Source organism: Cryobacterium sp. SO2, assembly GCF_026151165.2.
Classification (GTDB): domain Bacteria; phylum Actinomycetota; class Actinomycetes; order Actinomycetales; family Microbacteriaceae; genus Cryobacterium.
The window spans coordinates 1,527,059-1,544,000 of the sequence record NZ_CP117849.1 but is presented as its reverse complement, the minus strand read 5'-3'; the positions used below and the strand labels follow the sequence as shown (position 1 = coordinate 1,544,000).

The window sequence follows — 16,942 nt, the reverse complement described above, 5'->3', positions numbered from 1 at the left end:
TCGAGCCTCGTGTCACCCCGCCGGCAGCCAGGTTCGCGCTGCGGTGACCAGCGCCGTCACCCCGATCGCGAGGGTCGGGTCGATGACCGGAGCGTAGCGCGGGGAATGATTCGATGGAATCGTGCGCAAGGCCGGGTCAGTCATGTCCCCGGTGGTGAACAGCTTCGGGTCGGTGCCGCCGAGGAGCCAGTACGACAACGGGGCATCCGCGCTGGTGGCGAGGATTCCGACATCCTCGCTGCCGGCGCCGGCACCGGGGTCAAGAATCTGGTCAGGTCCGAGCCATTCGGCGAAGGCGTGAAGTGTCTTCCCCAGCGCATCCGCATCGTTCACCACGATGGGGAACCGCTCGATCTCGGTAATCGTCGGTTCTTCCGCGGCTCCTGCCGTCTGCGCTTCGCCCTTGGCGATGCGGTCGACGCTGTCGAGGATGTGTTGACGCACCGCGCTGGTATAGCTTCGAATGTTCAACTGCAGCTCGGCCTCGCCGGGAATCACATTGGCCGCATCGCCGGCGTGGATCGAACCGACGGTGAGCACCGCAGTGTCGGTGCTCGGAATCTCCCGCGAGACGATGGTCTGCAGGCGAAGCACGGTTGCCGCCGCCATCACCACAGGGTCGATCGAGTTCTGCGGCATCGAACCGTGTGCGCCCGCACCGACGAGACGAACACGCAAGGAGTCCGAGCCCGCATACGAGGCACCGGCGTGCGCTGCGATCTTGCCGGCCGGCAACGGGGCCACATGCTGTCCCAGCACGATGTCGGGCTTGGGAACCTTCTCGTAGAGTCCGTCGTCGACCATGGCTTGAGCGCCCGCGCCGAGTTCCTCGGCGGGTTGGAAGACCACGACCAGCGTGCCCGACCAGTTCGACCTGTCGGATGAGAGGACCTCGGCTGCACCGACCAGGCATGTCGTGTGGAGGTCGTGCCCACAGGCGTGGGCCACGGGGACTACCGTGCCACTCGCGTTGGGTGCCGTCACGGTACTGGCGTAGTCGAGCCCGGTGTCCTCCCGCACCGGCAACGCGTCCATGTCGGCACGAAGCAGTGCGGTGGGACCTGCGCCGTTCTTCAGGACCCCGGCCACTCCGGTGCCGCCGATGCCGGTGGTGACATCGAACCCGAGCCTGGTCAGACGTTCCGCGACGATCTCGGCAGTGCGATGTTCCTGGAATCCGAGTTCGGGGTGGGAGTGCAGATCTTTGTAGAAGGCTGCGAGGGCCGAATCGGCGGTCAGATTTTCCTTCAGGGTATTCACGAGCATCCCTCCTTGATATCGCTCCCGAAAGCTTCAGGAGACCTGTAGCGGCGCCCCAGGCCCAGGCGTCAGGGTTCTGAGTGGCGGTGCCTGACATCGGCTTGTTTCGTCGCGGATTTCGCCTTCAACGTAGCGCCGCTCGACACCGACATCAATCAGGTTCAGGGTTCGTGCCTCCGTGGGCAACGGCCTCCCCGGGGCCGCCACTCCGCCCTATCTACGCCCCGCAAACAGCGCGTGCAGCAGCGGGAGGATGGAGCCGAGCATGAGCACCGCACTGAGCACCGCATCGTCCGCACGGAGCACCGCACCGGCGATGAGCAGGGCGCCGAACAGGATGGCCGACACCACGCGTCCGACCGTCTGCTCCACTCGGGCGACCCGACGTTCGAGACCGGGACTCGCAACGGCCACGGTGCCGTCTTCGAAACGGGTGACGAGCCCATCCAGCCGCTTGGGCAGGCCCCAGGCGATCCCGGCGTTCTCGAGTGCCTGGGTGCCGAAGTCCCGCACCACGTTGCCGCCCTCCTCGCGGATCAGTTGCGACGCGTAGGGCTCGACGGAGTCCCAGAGGTTGAACGCGGGATTCAGCGAACTGCACACGCCGGAGGTGAGGGACATCGCCCGGATGATGAGCAGGAAGTTCTCCGGCAGCTGGAACGGCAGGGCTCGCACCACATCGCCGAACTGAATGGCGAAGTCGCGGAACTCCCGCGGGTCCACCTCGCGCAGCTCGGCGAAGCCCATGCCGCCGAACCGGGCGAAGAGCTGCTTCATCGCCTTCTCCAGCTCGGAGGTTTCCGCCGAGGGCAGCAACACCCCCAGGTCCCGGGCCGCGTTGACCATCCCGGTGCCGTCACGCGACGCGGCCGCGATGAGCATCTTGCGCAGACCAGCCCGGGTGGTCGGGGGCACCTCCCCCATCATCCCGAAGTCGATGAAGGTGAGTTTCCAGCCACGATTGCTCGGGTCGTTCGGCACCGGGGTCACGAAGATGTTGCCCGGGTGCGGGTCGGCGTGGAAGAAACCGCTGCTGAACAGCTGATCGAACATCACCGCGGCGAAGACCGGGGCCACCTCCGCCGGGTCGATCCCGGCCGCGGCCAGCGCATCCGTGTCGGTGATCTTGATCGCCGTCACGTCCTCGAGAGTGAGCACGCGCCGGGTGGAACGCTCCCACACCACGGCGGGCACGCTCACCCGGTCGTCACCCTCGAATTCCTCCGCGAACCGCACCGAACTGGCGGCCTCGTGCAGGTAGTCGATCTCCTCGAGACTGGTCTGCGCGAATTCCTCCACCAACGCCGGCGCATCCACCCGATCGGAGACCAGCCGCACATGGCTGAGCCAGCCGCCCACCTTGCGCAGGGCCGCCAGGTCGACATCGACGATCTTGTCGATGCCGGGCCGCTGCACCTTGATCACCACAGCTGTCAGCCCGGTGTCGGCGGCATCGAGCGGGGCGAGCCTGGCGCGATGTGCCTGACCGAGGGATGCCGCCGCCACCGGCGACTCACCGACCCACGAGTACGCCCGTTCCAGTGGCATGCCCAGCTCGGCCTCCGCGAGCGCCCGGATCGCTTCGAACGGAACCGGCGGCACCTCGTCTTGCAACCCCTCGAGCTCGGAGGTGATCTCCGGCGGAAGTACGTCGAGCCTGGACGACAGAAACTGGCCGACCTTGATCATCAGCCCGCCCAGGTCTACCGCGAGCACATGGAAGCGCCGCGCAAAACGGGTCATGCGTTTCGCCCGAGAGCGCTCCGCGAGCTTCGCGAGCCCGATGCGCGGCAGCAGCAGCTCGTAGAACCACGTGACGGCCAGATTCCAGCCGGCAAAGCGCAGGATGCGGCGATAGCGCGCGCGGGCGTCCCCAGCGCCGGGATTCACGCTCGGTGAGTCCCGGCGAACCGATGGCACCCGTCAGTCCTGGGCGAGGATGGTGTAGATCCGTCGACGGGCCTCGTCGATCGCTGCCACTGCCTGCTGGATCTGCTCCGGCGAACCGGTGCGGCCCACCTGCGCGGCGGCCTGCGCGAGCGCGATGCCGGCCTTCGGCAGCGCCGTGAACTTGGTGTCCTCGCCGTCGCCGTCGGGCGCCCACGGCGCCGATCCGGTGGAACCGGCGACCTCCTCGCGGCCCGCGTCGGTGAGCGAGTAGGTTTTGCGTCCGTTAGACTCCTCGGCGCTGATCAGGCCCTCGTCGGCCAGCAGCTGCAGGGTCGGGTAGACCGACCCGGCGCTGGGCTTCCAGGTGCCGCCGCTGCGCTCCTCGATCTCGTGGATGATCTGGTAGCCGTGCATCGGCTGCTCCGCGAGCAGCGCCAGGACAGCCTGGCGCACGTCGCCGCGGCCCATGCGGGTGCCCACCCGCTTTTCGAACTTCGAGCGCAACTGCTCCATGGCCTGCCACATGCCGTCGGCGTGGCCGCCGCCGAACCCGCTGGATGGGAATGAATTGCCCATGATGATCTCCTCCATGACTCGCTAACGATACTCAACGATATACGCGGTGGCTGGTAAATCACAGGGTGCTGTCCGGTTGCTTGTGTCGTCCGAACGCAGTAGTCAACCGCCGTCCGATTGCACGATTCGCCGCCCGGGTCGGGCGGGCAGTCTGGGATCAACCCCGAGCCGTCGCCCCTCCCCCAGGTTCGCCGCTCGACGAGAGGAACACCATGAAGAAGATCCGGTCAGGCCAGGCGTATCTGTATCGGGACGGCGGCCTCAACAGCACCGTCCTGGACGTGCGTATGACCCAGAAGGTGCGCGGCGACCTCCTGCGCAGGGCGCTGGAGAAGGCCCTGCTGCGCTACCCCTACCTGACCAGCAAGCTGGTGGAGAAGGACGGCGACTTTTACATCGCCGAGAACCCGCTGTCGGTGGCCTTCGCCAAGACCGACAAACTTCGCGCGCTGGGCAGCATGAGCGTGAATTACCACCTCATCGACGTCACCTACTCGGGCGCCAGCATCCGGGTGGCGTTTCATCACGCGCTGTGCGACGGCCGTGGCATCACGCCGTTCCTCGAGACGCTGATCTTTTACTACTGCTCGATGCGCTACTCCACGGCCCTCGCGCCCGAGGCCGTCCGGCTGGCCGGCGAACCGCTGCTCCCGGGCGAGACCGACGAACCGTTCGGCTACAGGCGGTACGAGGTGGGCGACACCCCGGCTCCGCACGTCATCAAGGCCGGGTATGCGCTCCCGGAGAACGCCGCTACCGTCGACACCTCCTACCGCTCCGAGATCACCATCGATCGCGAGCAGTTCCTGGCGTTCGCCCGGGCGAACAACGCCACCCCGTCGATCCTGGTGGCGCTGCTGGCCGGGGCGGCCATCACAACGCTGCATCCGGATGCCGACACCCCCATCGTCTGCAGCCTGGCCAGTGACATGCGCACCGAGCTCGGGCACCCGAACACGCACAAGAACTGCGTCAGCAGCCTGTACCTGCCCTACACCGACGCCCTGGCCGGGCTGAGCCTGCGCGAGCAGGCCACCGAGTACCGGGCGCAGATCGCGGAGCAACGGCAACCGGATGCGGTTCGGGCCGCCGCGAATAGTCAGATCGGCCTGAGCGACAAGCTCGACCAGCTGCCCACGATGGCCGAGAAGAAGCGGATGCTGTCGTTCTTCGACAACCTCTGCATCGACACGTTCGTGGTGAGCTACCTGGGTCAGCTGCAGTTCGGCGAGTGCGCCGAATACGTCGACTCGGTGCACCTGTACAGCAGTGGCAACAAGGGACTCATCCTGAACATGCTGTCGGCCGGGGCGTTCATCACCGTCGACGTTCTGCAGAGCTTCGAGTCCGACGGGTTCGTCACGGAGTTCACCCGGGCGCTGGATCAGATCGGACTCGACTACACCGCATCCGCCAAGATCGGTTTCAGCACGGCACCAGACAAAACCGCCGTGACGGCGGGGCGGCAGGCCGACAAGTACTATCGCCCTCTCGTGCCGTAGCCCGAAGCGTGGCACAGCAGAAATCGCTCCTGAGAGTTCTCAGGAGCGATTTCGCGTGCGGGACGTGCTCGGTGTTAGTCGCGCAGCTCGAGGTACTTCGCGATCAGCGACTTAGTCGAGGAATCCTGGGACTCCAGCACTGCCGTGTCGCCCTCGACTGCGGGGGCGATCTGCACGGCCAGCTGCTTGCCGAGCTCGACACCCCACTGGTCGAAGGAGTCGATGCCCCAGATGGTGCCTTCCACGAACACGATGTGCTCGTAGAGCGCGATGAGCTGGCCCACCACGCTCGGCGTGAGGGCCGGCGCGAGAATCGACGTGGTCGGCCGGTTGCCGGCGAAGGAGCGGGCCGGCACAACAGACTCTGCGGTGCCCTCGGCGCGCACCTCGTCGGCGGTCTTGCCGAACGCGAGGGCCTTGGTCTGGGCAAAGAAGTTCGCCATGAACAGCGCGTGCACGTCCTGGCCCGGCTTGTCTGCGGCCTCGTCCTTCAGGGGATGCGCGGGGTTGGCGACCGCGATGAAGTCGGCCGGAACCAGGCGGGTGCCCTGGTGGATGAGCTGGTAGAAGGCGTGCTGACCGTTGGTGCCCGGTTCGCCCCAGAAGATCTCACCGGTGTCGGTCGTGACGGGCGAGCCATCCCAGCGCACGCTCTTGCCGTTCGACTCCATAGTGAGCTGCTGCAGGTAGGCCGGGAAGCGGTGCAGGTACTGGGCGTAGGGCAGCACGGCGTGGCTCTGCGCCTTGAGGAAGTTGGTGTACCAAACGTTCAGGAGGCCCATCAGCACGGGCACGTTCTGCTCGAGGGGTGCGGTGCGCATGTGCTCGTCGAGGGCGTGGAAACCGGCGAGGAATTCGCGCCAGTTGTCGGGGCCGATGGCGATGACCACGGAGGTGCCGATGGCGGAGTCGACCGAGAACCGGCCACCCACCCAGTCCCAGAAGCCGAACGCGTTTTCGGGGTCGATCCCGAATGCGGCGACCTTGTCGAGAGCGGTCGACACGGCCACGAAGTGCTTGGCAACCGCGTCGGTGCGGGCGGCTTCTTCGTCGTCGATGGCGCCGGCAGCGAGGAGCTGGTTCCACAGCCACTCGCGGGCCAGACGGGCGTTGGTGAGGGTCTCGAGGGTTCCGAAGGTCTTGGACGCGACGATGAAGAGCGTGGTCTCGGGGTCCAGGCCCGCCGTCTTCTCGTAGACGTCGGTCGGGTCGATGTTCGACACGAAGCGGATCTCGAGGCCGGCCTGCACGTACGGCTTGAGAGCTTCGTAGACCATGACGGGGCCGAGGTCAGAGCCGCCGATGCCGATGTTGACGACGGTCTCGATGCGCTTGCCGGTCACGCCGGTCCATTCACCCGACCGAACCTTCTCGGCGAAGGCGTAGACCTTGTCGAGGGTGGCGTGAACATCCGCGTCCACGTCCTGGCCGTCCACGACGAAGCCGGCCGGCGGCACGAGGTCAGCGCCGTTCTTGGGGCGACGCAGCGCGGTGTGCAGCACCGCGCGGTCTTCGGTCACGTTGATGTGTTCGCCGGTGATCATGGCGCTGTAGCGGCCGGCGATGTCGGTGTCCTTCGCGAGCTGCAGCAGCTGGGCCAGGATCTCCTCGGTGAGGAGGTTCTTCGACAGGTCGATGGTGAGGTCGGCGGCCTGGAAGGTGTACCGGTCGGCCCGTGCGCTGTCGGTGGCGAACCACCCGCGCAGATCGGGCGAGAAGCCCTCGGCGATGCCGGAAAGCTGCTTCCACGCATCGGTCGAGGTGGGATCAACGGGGGCGAATTCGGTCATGGGTTTCTCCTGAGCGCCGGAACTATAGAGTGCCCGCGACTCCCTCAGCGCAGCGAGGCGGACCGCTCCCAGCCTATTGCCGTGCCGGCCGTTTTCGGACCCGGCCTGGAGGCTAGGCGGGGCGGGCCGCCAGAACGCAGAATTCGTTGCCCTCGGGGTCGGCGAGAACCACCCAGGGAGTGTCGTGCTGTCCGATGTCCACGCGGGTCGCGCCCAGGTTGAGCAGCCGTTCCACTTCGGCGGCCTGGTCGTCGGGCACGAAGTCGAGGTGCAGCCGGTTCTTCACCAGCTTCTCCTCGGGCACCGCCCCGAAGAACAGCGTCGGATTGGCCCCCTCCGCGGGCGCGATCTCCATCTCGTCGGCGCCGTCGCCGACCACGACCCAGCCCAGGGCATCCCGCCACCAGAGCCCGAGCGCCCTCGGATCGCGGCTGTCAACGACGACTTCTTCCCACTTCAGTGCCATGCCCGAACAGTATCGCGGCCGCCCGTCGCTCCGCCAGCATCGGGCACGGTAGCACTCGGGAATGGGCCGCCCGGTACTGTGGATTCCATTGCCGTCGCCGCTCACGAGGACGACGCCCCCAATCCGAGGAGAACCAGATGTCGGTCGGCTTGCTCGCCGTAGTCGATGACATACTCACCGCCGCCCTCAAGGCGAGCGCGAAGACCGCCGGCGTCGTGATCGACGACGCGGCCGTCACCCCGCAGTACGTGCAGGGGCTCACGCCGGCACGCGAGCTGCACGTTGTGTGGCGCATCGCGCTGGGCAGCCTGTTCAACAAGTTCGTCATCATCATCCCGATCGCGCTGCTGCTCACCGCGTTCGCGCCCTGGGTGCTGCCGTTCCTGCTGATTCTCGGCGGCACCTACCTGTGCTTCGAGGGCGCGGAGAAGGTCACCGAGTGGTTCGGCGTGCATCACGCCGCCGGTGAGACCGAGTCGCGGGATGAGGGCAAGCTGATCTTCGGCGCCATCCGCACCGACCTCATCCTCAGCACCGAGATCATGCTCATCGCGCTGGCCAGCCTCGACCCCGATTTCGGCATCTGGATGACGCTCGGTGCTCTGGTGGTGATCGGCCTCGGCATGACGGCGCTCGTCTACGGCGCCGTCGCCCTGCTCGTGAAGATCGACGACATCGGGCTCGCCCTGATGAAGAACCCGGCCCGGCACGTGCGCCGCGCCGGAGCGCGCATCGTGGCAGCGATGCCCGCTGTGTTCCGGGTGATCAGTGTCATCGGCACCGTCGCCATGCTGTGGGTGGGTGGCCACCTGGTGATCACCAACCTGGCCGACACTTTCTGGCACGGACCCGCCGACGTGCTGCACGCCGTGACGCACGCCATCGACGCCGCAGGCCCCGTGGTCATCTGGGTTGCCGACACGGCGATGTCGGCCGTGTTCGGGCTCATCCTCGGCCTGATCGTGGCCGGGATCGTCCTCGGGGTCTCGCGCCTTTTCCCCCGGAACCGCGCAGAAGCCGCCGCTCACTGAGCATTGAAACGATCTCAGTCGTCGCCGACGGATCCGCCCAGCTGCTCCGCGACGGCGGTCAACCGTCGAGCGATGGCGGCGTCGGATTCGTGGCCCTCGTAGCCCTCCACGCCCAGGCGAACGATCACCGTGCGGGTCTTCGGATGCACCACCACCAGCTGGCCGTACCGGCCCAGCGCCACATAGGAGCGTCCTGAGTCGAGCACCCACCAGCCGTTCGCGTACCCCATCCCGTCGGCGGCGAGAGACTGAACGGTCTCGGCCCCGCCCCGGGACTGCGTGCGCGCCAGGAACGCATCCGGCGCCACCGGCCGCCCGTCGGCCTGTCCCCCGTCGAGCAACAACTCACCCACGCGCGCGAGATCCCGCGCGCTGGCCACGAGGCCGCTTTCGTGCCACGCGAACCCGGCGTCGTCCACGAGCCATTTCGCACCGTCCTGGGCCCCCAGCTGTTGCCAGAGTCGCGACATATCGGTGCCGATGGCGCTTTGGCCCGCCCGTTCGAGGGCGAGGCCGATGAGGTTCGGCGCGTAATCGTTGTAGGCGAAGGTGCCCGGCGCGGCGACGATCTCGGGGTAGCGGAGCAGGGCTGCCCGCAGGTCGGTCGCATAGTAGACGCGGGCGGCATCCTGATCGAGAAACGGAAACCCCGCGGCGACGGTGAAGGCTATCCCCGAGCGCATGTCCACCAGATCCCCGAGGGTGATGTCGGCAAAGCGGGCGTCCCGCTCCGCCAGCTCTGGCAGATATTCCACGATGCTGTCGTCGTAGTCGACAACGCCCTCCTCGACGGCCCGCGACAAGAGGAGCGATGTCAGCGTCTTGGACACCGAGAAGACGGGCAACGCTGAGGAGGCCGTGATCCCGTCTGCGTAGTCTTCGCAGGTGAGCACCCCGTTCTGGATCACGACGAACGCGGACCCGCCGCCGGCGTGCAGCCAGTCGTCCAGACCGTCGGCGCCGGTGGCGCGCAGCGCGGCGTTTACCGGTGCGCAGTCCACCTCCGCTGGCCACGGTCGCGGGTCTGTTGCGGGGATCGGCACCGACGCCTTCCACTCCGTATCTCGGGTGTCCGACTCCTGATACGCGAGAACCCGCCAGGCGTAGACCAGGTCACCGCCTGACAAAACCAGCACAACCAGGAACACCGCCATGACGGCGCCACCCACGCCGGCGAGCACGGCACCAACACGACGAGACCGGATGTGGATCACGCGCCCATTCTGACGGATTCCGTCCGAAACCCGGCGGTCTTGACCCGGTCCCTGATCCTTGCAAGGATTCACACCGTCCACCTGTCGCACCCCTCGCTCGACCAAGATGATCAGGACACCCCATGGCCTCCCTGCGAAAAGTTGTCGTGTGCGAATTGCTCTCCCTCGACGGTGTCGCCGAGAACCCCAACGTCTTCTTCACCGAATGGGATGACGAGGCGGATGCCGCCGGATCCGACTGGATCGCCACCCAAGACGCCGTCATCCTGGGCCGTCACAGCTACGACGAATGGGTGGGGTTCTGGCCGGACAGCGCGATCGAGCCATTCGCGACCTTCATCAACACGGCCCCGAAGTACGTGGTGACCTCCGCACCGCTCGACCCCGACTGGGCCAACGCGAGTGCGATCGAGGGCGGTCTGGTGGATTTTGTGCGTGACCTCAAGAACCAGCCGGGCGGTGACATCGGTGTGCACGGCAGCATCTCGGTCGCGCAAGCGCTGCTCGCCGCGGGCCTCGTCGACGAACTCAAGGTTGTGATCGCGCCGGCAATTGCCAGTACCGGACGCACACTGTTCGACGGCTTGCCGCCCATCCGCCTCGCCCTGATCCGCAGTGTGATCTCGTCGATGGGCTACCTGGTTCTCGACTACCGCGTCCTCCCGTAGGCCCCTTGACGACAGCCGCAGGCCGTGACAGCGTCACTGTCGGGAACCGACTCCGGGCCGTGCGCGGGCTGTCGTGCCGACTCACCTTCTCTGCGGGAGCGTGCGTTATGACAAACATCCGGCTTATCCAATCCTTTCTCACGGTCAATGACCTGTCCGTGGGGCCCGACTCGGTGCTCACCAGCAAACTGAGCGACGAGTCGTACCAGGGTGGCTGGCGTCGAGCGAAGAATCCGATGGTCATCTTCTCCGATCACAATATGGACGGCGCGAGGATGACGCATCACGGCGGCACCGTCGCCGGTACGGCGGGTGGCGTGCCGGTGCAACTGCTTTTCTGGGGCACCTGGTGGACGGGCGCCGGGGCGGCATCGCGCGTGAACATCGAAGCGCAGACACAACGGCTGCTGGCCTCCCGCTACTTCGCGGAGCTGTACCAGTACGGCATTCCGCACGCACCCGTCTGGCGCGGTTCTCTCATCGTCACCAGTCCGAGTCCACCCGCATCGGGGACGACTCGCGAAACCATGCGCGCGACGCTCGACCTCATCGACGACCTGCTCGACGACAACGTCTTCCCGGATCCCGACGACGGGCCGCGCATCGCATTCATCGTGCTGCTCCCCGACGGCTACGTCGTGACCAACATGGCCACTGTGGCGGGCGCGCACGGCAGCGACTACGACTCCGACGGCCCCTTCGACACCGACACGTACTGGGCGGGATGGGTGCGCCACCTCGATCCTGTCGGCGCCGCACCGAACAACACGGTCGAGACGCTCGCGCACGAACTCATTGAGATCGTCACCGATCCAGAATTCGACGGCTGGCACACCGAGCGAAACACGCCCAACAACGAGTTGGTGGACGCCGGCGGCTCCCCCGCGCCCGGCCAGGCCTCCTGGACCAGCAACTTCACGCTCCAGAGCGCCTTCACCGACGATGTGCGGGTGCAGGCGTATTGGTCCAACGCCCACTGGCGCACTGTCATCCCGCTCACAGACGTCTATCTCGGTCGGCTGCGGGCCAAGCTGCAGGAGACGAGCCGCCGCCGCACCGCCGAGGGGTCGTTCCGGCCTGCTGCGGGAGGCCTCTCCTTCTGCGTCGAAGACCGGGAGTACTGGTGGCGCACCTTCGACGTGGACGAACGCATCCGGGTGCGGATCGACGCCCAGGGGTTCCACACAATGCGCGCCTCGGCGTGGACGCTCAACGGCGTGGCGGTGCCGGGTCTGTCGGGCGTTCTGCGGTTACCGATGACGGTGCGCGGCTACTCCGGGATGACCCCCGACGACCGTGCCGTCACGGTGAAGGTCACCTATCAGGTTCAACCGTCCGGGATCGACCTCGACGTCGCAAGCGGCGGTGGCAGCTTCGGCCTGCGGATTGGCTGCACGCTGACCGATGCGGACATCACCGGCAACATCCTCTCCCAGCCGACGGTGGAGCCGTTCGTGGAGGTGGGAGTGCGCGGCACCGAACTCGAAATCGACCCGTCCTACACCGATCAATATGAGCGCTGCCTCAAGCAACTACTCAAGCAGTACATCGAGCGATACGATCCGATGCGCCGGCCGCGGCCAGGCGACCCGCCCGTGTTCGACGTCGGTATCATCCGCGAGCGTCAGCCGATCTTCACCTCTCAGACGGAGTGGTTGCGCGCCACGGACGTTGCCCGTGGAATCGGTGCCGCCTTCGCCATGATGGATGTCGGAGTGGCGAGGGCGTATACCGCCTCGCTGCTGGAGGGGCTGCCGTCGGTGGGGTCACAGCTCTCTGTCGAAGACGTGGAGCGGCTGCTGCATGTGGAGAAGGAATCGGAAGCCGAACCGGCGCGAGGCAGCGAGGGGCCCCCGGCGACGTAGCGGGGCTCTTTCGGCGACTCAGACCCAGCTCAGGAGGTCCGCGACGCCGGTCACTCGACGGGCTTCACCGCTCCTCAGCTCTTCTCTCTTGTGTGGGCAAGCTGCTGGACTTGCCACCTATGCGCGTCAGGCACCCACTCCAACGGGGCTGCCGGGCCGACCCGCGGGTCGCCAGAATCCCCGCCATCTCGCAGAGCCTCCACGTACGCGCGATCCTGGTCGATTCGCACCCGCAGCTGGTCGGCTCCGCTGACCGACCCATGACCGGGGATGACCACATCAACACCGCCCGCCACGCCCTCCAGCCTCCGCAACGCGTCGAGGTAGTCCTCGATCGGATTCGCGGCCGCCAGGTCGAGGAACGGCATCAGAATGTCCGACAGCATGTCGCCGGCCACCAGCACGCCGCGCTCCTCGATCAGCAGTGCCGCATGGCCGGCGGCATGCGCTTGATGCTCGATGATGCGCACGGTGGGGCCATCCCAGGGGATCTGTGTCACGTCGGTGGGCAGACCGGTGATGAAACCGAGCAGATCCATCGGGATGTCCTTGGCGTACTCCGGCGGGAGCGCCCCGGCCACGCGCTCTTTCCAGTCGGCATTCGCCAGCACGTCGCGGATGGACGCAGCGCAGCGGGCTGTGCCGTATCGGGGCGCCACTCCGAAGCTCGCGTGCCAGAGCACGTGGTCCCAGTGTGGATGCGTCGAGAAGCCGGCCACCACGGGCCGGCCGAGCCCGCGAAGGTCACTCGCGAGATCACCCATCTCGAGTGCCGTGATGCCCGGGTCGATGAGCAGCACGCCCGCCCGGCCCAGCACGACAATCGAATTGCTCTGGAGGAACTCGCTCTCGTGAACCAGCACACCCTCCGCGACCTGCGTCAGCATGGGATTCCTTCCGTTTGTGAACGTGCAACAGCTTGTCGAGACGGTACTACCGGGCAGTCGTCGAGCACTACTACAGAATCCGGTCCAGCGCATCAGCCTGGTGGCGGCGCCCGACCACCTCGAAACCCACTACGACAACGGCGGGTGAGAACGTGACGACGAGGAGGCAGACGCCCAGGGACGCACCCGCCGTCGCCAGCAGGATCGCTGCGACCAGGAGCAGTACGGTGCCGGCGAGCAGCGCGATGTGGAACGGGTCGAAGGTGCGCAGGAGGAACGTGTACAGAGTGAACATCGTGATGGAGAAAAGGAGTGCGGGGACCGCGACGGCCAGGATGGCCCCGACAACACCGATGCTGGAGCGACCCTCGATGACATAGGCAGAAACGTGCAGCCCGGCACCGACAGCGACGATCGACCCGTAGATGAGGATGTGCCCGTAGCCCCAGCCGAACAGCCGTGACCGGAATCGGGCCAGAATCCGTCCAGAGGGCATGGTGAAGTAGCTCCACCACAGCCCGAAGGTGAGGCCCACGCCGGCAACGACCACGATGACCGCCTCACTGCTCCAGCCTTGTTCCTGCACCAGAACCGCCACCGCCGCGACGGTGCCGAAGATTCCCTCGCCGAGGGTGATGATGGCAAGCAGCCCGTACCGCTCGGCCAAGTGGTGGGGGTGCCAGGGGCTGCCAGAGGAGTGGCGCTCGGCCAGGATAGGGCCAAGGAGCTCGACCGCGAAGAGCACACCAGCGCAGAGGAAGAACGGTGCGACGTCGAGGTTGAGGATAGCGAGGGCGATCCAGCCTGCCTGGGCGACACCCACACACAGCGCATATCTCAGCGCGGTCCCGCGGTGGTCCGGGTCTTGTGCGGCGGCGCGCAACCATTGGCCCATCAGCGCGACCCGCATCACGACGTAGCCGCTGACGAGCACACCGTTATCGACGTGGCCGCCGTGTTCGATGGAGACAAAGAACACCGGGATCCCCAGGGCGAATACAACCACACCGATCATCTGCACCATAGTCGAGAGCCGGTAGAACCAGTCATCGGTGTCATACGCTGACGCGAACCAGGAGAAGTTGATCCACGCCCAACACGTCGCCGCCACCGCGAAGACGAAGGCAACGATGCCCGACGCCGTATGACCCTCAGCGATGGCGTGGGCGAGCTGGTCGCCGGCCTGGCCGAACGCGACGACGAAGGTGAGGTCGAAGAGCAGTTCCAGCGGAGTCGCCGCGCGATCGGTCTGCTCTGGGTCCCGTCCCGTCATCCGTGGAAGTCGAGGGACCAGACGAGGCCGGTTGGTGCCAGTCATCGAGCCCATCCTCTCGTTGCGACGAGCATAGGACGACACGGTGACGCTGTCTCCATACAATAAATGTCAGTGGTCTCCGCTTGGCTCAGACTGTCGATCCGAGTGATTCAAGCGCTCGACTGCGACTCTGAGCCGGCCAGGAGGGGACGATCACATGAGCAGAGCCGACGAGGCCCCAGCCGCATCCCACGCCCAGACCGCAGCACCGGCAGGGGGCGCGCGCACCTTTGCGCAGGTGCTGGTGAACACGGCGGTCGCCAACGTCACCACGAGCTTCCTCTGGTTCGCGCTCACCTTCTGGGTTTACCTGGAGACGCGGTCGGTGCTCGCCACCGGCATCATCGGCGGCGCATACATGCTGCTCGTCGCCGTGTTCTCGATGGCGTTCGGCACGATCGTGGACCGGCATCGCAAGCACCTGGTGATGGTGTTCGCGGGCGCGGTCACGCTGATCGCCTTCAGCATCGGCGGCGGGTTGTATCTGGTGTTCCCCGAGTCCACCCTGCTCGACCTGGGTGGGCCCTGGTTCTGGCTGTTCAGCGGCATCATCCTCTTCGGTGCGGTGATCGAGAACATGCGCAACATCGCCCTGTCCACGGTCGTCACGCTGCTGATCCCCACCGAACGGCACGCGAACGCGAACGGGCTCGTCGGCACGGTGCAGGGGCTCGCCTTCATGGTGACGAGCGTCTTCAGTGGGCTCGCGATCGGGTTGCTCGGCATGGGCTGGACGCTCCTGATCGCCATAGTTCTGTCGGCGGCGGCCCTCGCTCACCTATTGTTCCTGCGCATCCCCGAGGCACAACCGCAGCAGGATGGCGAGCGGCGGCCACTCGTCGACCTCCGGGGCAGCATCACCGCCGTGCGGGCGGCCACCGGGCTCTTCGCGCTCATCATCTTCTCCACGTTCAACAACTTCATCGGCGGCGTCTACATGGCGCTGATGGACCCGTACGGCCTCGAGCTCTTCCCCGTCGAGGTGTGGGGAATCGTGCTCGGGGTGACGTCGACCGGGTTCATCATCGGTGGCCTGCTGATTGCGAAGTTCGGTCTCGGCCGCAACCCGATCCGCACCATGCTGCTGCTCGTCATCCTGATGGGTGTGCTCGGGGCGCTGTTCACGATCCGGGAGTGGTGGTGGCTGTACGCCGCGGGTATCTGGGTCTACATGATGCTCATCCCGGCGGTCGAGGCGTCCGAGCAGACGGTCATCCAGAAGGTGGTGCCGTTCCGCGAGCAGGGCCGGGTGTTCGGATTCGCCGCCGCGTTCGAGTCGGCGGCTGCACCAATCACCGCGTTCCTGATCGCGCCGATCGCCGAGTTCATCATCATCCCGTTCATGAACTCGGATGCCGGCCGCTCAGATCTCGGCTGGCTCCTGGGCGACGGTCAGGCACGGGGAATCGCGCTCGTGTTCCTCATCGCCGGCATCCTGATGGTGCTCGCGGCAGTCGCCGCGTTCTTCACCAAGTCCTACCGCCGCATCTCGGCGCAGTACCTCGACCAGGCCGAGTCGGTGCCGGTTGACGGCGCTCCGGATTCGACGGCCGAGGCGCAGCTGCGGCACTGATTCAATCGGTCTGGCCCCTATTGGAACAGCCCCAATGCCCGGCTATCGTGGCCTCCAGCGTCTGGCGCAACACAGGACGTGACCCCAAACAAATGACGTCACACCGCGACATTACGGATTGGAAGTCAAATGCCAGAAAGCACACCGACCATCGTCCTCGTTCACGGCGCCTGGGCCGACGCGTCCAGCTGGAATGCCGTGATCGCACCCCTGCAAGCCGAGGGGTTCACCGTCTTGGCCCCGCCCAATGAGCTGCGCGGGCTGACCTCGGATGCGGCGTACATCGCGTCCTTCCTCGCCCAGCGCACCAGCGGACCAGTGGTGCTCGTCGGGCACTCCTACGGCGGCGCGGTGATCACCAACGCCGGCGCCAACGGCGGCGACGTGAAGGCGCTCGTCTACGTCGACGCGTTCATTCCCGACGAGGGTGAGACGGTTGTCTCAATCCTCGACGGGTCCGGTTCTGCACTCGCGGTCGCCGACCCGACGACGGTGCTCGATGTAGCGGGCTACCCCGGAGCCCCGGAAGGGGCCGCCGAGGCGTTCCTCAAGCCCGACACCGTGCACACAGCTTTTGCTCAAGACCTGCCGGAAGCTGATCGATGGACGATCGTGGCCACCCAGCGCCCGGCCTCGTTCGTCGCCAACGTGACCCCGTCGGGGCCTCCGGCCTGGAAGACGATCCCCACCTGGGCGGTGCTGGGCACCGAAGACAAAGTGATTCCGATCGGCACACAACGCAAGATGGCCGAGCGCGCCAACGCGACGATCACCGAAGTGCAGGCGTCCCACGTCTCGATGGTGTCGCATCCGGAGGCCACGCTCGCTGCCATCCACGCAGCGGTAGAGGCGGTAGATGAGAGCGTTGCTCCGGCCGGAGTTGAGGCCGGCCGGGCACGCTAGCC

14 protein-coding genes are annotated in these 16,942 nt (G+C 66.5%); 6 read left to right on the top strand and 8 right to left on the bottom strand.

What is annotated here, in order from left to right; genetic code table 11:
* Positions 1-12 precede the first annotated feature (12 nt).
* The 3 genes from BJQ94_RS07035 to BJQ94_RS07025 all read right to left on the bottom strand — a co-directional run bounded on the left by BJQ94_RS07035 (position 13) and on the right by BJQ94_RS07025 (position 3,726).
* Positions 13-1,260 carry an amidohydrolase gene (locus BJQ94_RS07035; protein ID WP_265399896.1) on the bottom strand — a complete coding sequence of 416 codons (1,248 nt, stop codon included), beginning with the start codon at positions 1,258-1,260 and terminating at the stop codon, positions 13-15.
* A 213-nt stretch (positions 1,261-1,473) separates the two neighbouring features.
* Positions 1,474-3,180 (bottom strand): AarF/UbiB family protein, encoded by a 1,707-nt coding sequence (locus tag BJQ94_RS07030; protein WP_265399895.1) that lies wholly within the window; start codon positions 3,178-3,180, stop codon positions 1,474-1,476.
* A gap of 3 nt (positions 3,181-3,183) precedes the next feature.
* Complete coding sequence (locus tag BJQ94_RS07025; RefSeq protein ID WP_265399894.1) at positions 3,184-3,726, bottom strand: PadR family transcriptional regulator; 543 nt, start codon at positions 3,724-3,726, stop codon at positions 3,184-3,186.
* Positions 3,727-3,938: 212 nt separating this feature from the next.
* Between BJQ94_RS07025 and BJQ94_RS07020 the strand changes: the two genes are divergently transcribed.
* Positions 3,939-5,228: a hypothetical protein gene (locus BJQ94_RS07020; RefSeq protein ID WP_265399893.1), complete on the top strand. Its 1,290-nt coding sequence runs from the start codon at positions 3,939-3,941 to the stop codon at positions 5,226-5,228.
* A gap of 74 nt (positions 5,229-5,302) precedes the next feature.
* Here the strand turns inward: BJQ94_RS07020 and pgi are convergent, their stop codons facing one another.
* Both pgi and BJQ94_RS07010 read right to left on the bottom strand, forming a co-directional pair.
* Positions 5,303-7,018 carry a glucose-6-phosphate isomerase gene (gene pgi / locus BJQ94_RS07015; protein ID WP_265399892.1) on the bottom strand — a complete coding sequence of 572 codons (1,716 nt, stop codon included), beginning with the start codon at positions 7,016-7,018 and terminating at the stop codon, positions 5,303-5,305.
* Positions 7,019-7,130: 112 nt separating this feature from the next.
* Complete coding sequence (locus tag BJQ94_RS07010; RefSeq protein WP_265399891.1) at positions 7,131-7,484, bottom strand: VOC family protein; 354 nt, start codon at positions 7,482-7,484, stop codon at positions 7,131-7,133.
* Between the two features lie 137 nt (positions 7,485-7,621).
* Here BJQ94_RS07010 and BJQ94_RS07005 point away from each other — a divergent pair, with 137 nt between their 5' ends.
* Positions 7,622-8,515 (top strand): DUF808 domain-containing protein, encoded by an 894-nt coding sequence (locus BJQ94_RS07005; protein ID WP_265399890.1) that lies wholly within the window; start codon positions 7,622-7,624, stop codon positions 8,513-8,515.
* Between the two features lie 14 nt (positions 8,516-8,529).
* Here BJQ94_RS07005 and BJQ94_RS07000 read toward each other — a convergent pair whose 3' ends face one another.
* The gene (locus BJQ94_RS07000; RefSeq protein ID WP_265399889.1) at positions 8,530-9,729 is read right to left on the bottom strand and encodes a serine hydrolase; all 1,200 of its coding nucleotides are present in this window, start codon (positions 9,727-9,729) and stop codon (positions 8,530-8,532) included.
* A 122-nt stretch (positions 9,730-9,851) separates the two neighbouring features.
* Between BJQ94_RS07000 and BJQ94_RS06995 the strand changes: the two genes are divergently transcribed.
* Together BJQ94_RS06995 and BJQ94_RS06990 are read left to right on the top strand one after the other, a co-directional pair.
* Positions 9,852-10,397 (top strand): dihydrofolate reductase family protein, encoded by a 546-nt coding sequence (locus tag BJQ94_RS06995; RefSeq protein WP_265399888.1) that lies wholly within the window; start codon positions 9,852-9,854, stop codon positions 10,395-10,397.
* Positions 10,398-10,456: 59 nt separating this feature from the next.
* Positions 10,457-12,262, top strand: coding sequence for a hypothetical protein (locus tag BJQ94_RS06990; protein WP_265399887.1), 1,806 nt, complete (start codon positions 10,457-10,459; stop codon positions 12,260-12,262).
* A 74-nt stretch (positions 12,263-12,336) separates the two neighbouring features.
* On the opposite strand, the gene BJQ94_RS06985 is transcribed toward BJQ94_RS06990, so the two are convergent.
* Positions 12,337-13,149 (bottom strand): MBL fold metallo-hydrolase, encoded by an 813-nt coding sequence (locus BJQ94_RS06985; RefSeq protein ID WP_265399886.1) that lies wholly within the window; start codon positions 13,147-13,149, stop codon positions 12,337-12,339.
* A 70-nt stretch (positions 13,150-13,219) separates the two neighbouring features.
* The gene (locus tag BJQ94_RS06980) at positions 13,220-14,422 is read right to left on the bottom strand and encodes a low temperature requirement protein A (RefSeq protein ID WP_265399885.1); all 1,203 of its coding nucleotides are present in this window, start codon (positions 14,420-14,422) and stop codon (positions 13,220-13,222) included.
* A gap of 199 nt (positions 14,423-14,621) precedes the next feature.
* Between BJQ94_RS06980 and BJQ94_RS06975 the strand changes: the two genes are divergently transcribed.
* On the top strand, positions 14,622-16,037 hold the full coding sequence (locus BJQ94_RS06975) for an MFS transporter (protein WP_265399884.1): 1,416 nt from the start codon (positions 14,622-14,624) through the stop codon (positions 16,035-16,037).
* Positions 16,038-16,166: 129 nt separating this feature from the next.
* Positions 16,167-16,940: an alpha/beta hydrolase gene (locus BJQ94_RS06970; protein WP_265399883.1), complete on the top strand. Its 774-nt coding sequence runs from the start codon at positions 16,167-16,169 to the stop codon at positions 16,938-16,940.
* The last annotated feature ends 2 nt before the right edge of the window (positions 16,941-16,942 follow it).

Bases quoted from the DNA above. Each gene is read 5' to 3' on its own strand.
- BJQ94_RS07025 (WP_265399894.1), bottom strand. From the start codon at position 3,726: ATGGGCAATTCATTCCCATCCAGCGGGTTCGGCGGCGGCCACGCCGAC.
- BJQ94_RS07020 (WP_265399893.1), top strand. From the start codon at position 3,939: ATGAAGAAGATCCGGTCAGGCCAGGCGTATCTGTATCGGGACGGCGGC.
- pgi (WP_265399892.1), bottom strand. From the start codon at position 7,018: ATGACCGAATTCGCCCCCGTTGATCCCACCTCGACCGATGCGTGGAAG.
- BJQ94_RS07010 (WP_265399891.1), bottom strand. From the start codon at position 7,484: ATGGCACTGAAGTGGGAAGAAGTCGTCGTTGACAGCCGCGATCCGAGG.
- BJQ94_RS07005 (WP_265399890.1), top strand. From the start codon at position 7,622: ATGTCGGTCGGCTTGCTCGCCGTAGTCGATGACATACTCACCGCCGCC.
- BJQ94_RS06995 (WP_265399888.1), top strand. From the start codon at position 9,852: ATGGCCTCCCTGCGAAAAGTTGTCGTGTGCGAATTGCTCTCCCTCGAC.
- BJQ94_RS06985 (WP_265399886.1), bottom strand. From the start codon at position 13,149: ATGCTGACGCAGGTCGCGGAGGGTGTGCTGGTTCACGAGAGCGAGTTC.
- BJQ94_RS06980 (WP_265399885.1), bottom strand. From the start codon at position 14,422: ATGACGGGACGGGACCCAGAGCAGACCGATCGCGCGGCGACTCCGCTG.
- BJQ94_RS06975 (WP_265399884.1), top strand. From the start codon at position 14,622: ATGAGCAGAGCCGACGAGGCCCCAGCCGCATCCCACGCCCAGACCGCA.
- BJQ94_RS06970 (WP_265399883.1), top strand. From the start codon at position 16,167: ATGCCAGAAAGCACACCGACCATCGTCCTCGTTCACGGCGCCTGGGCC.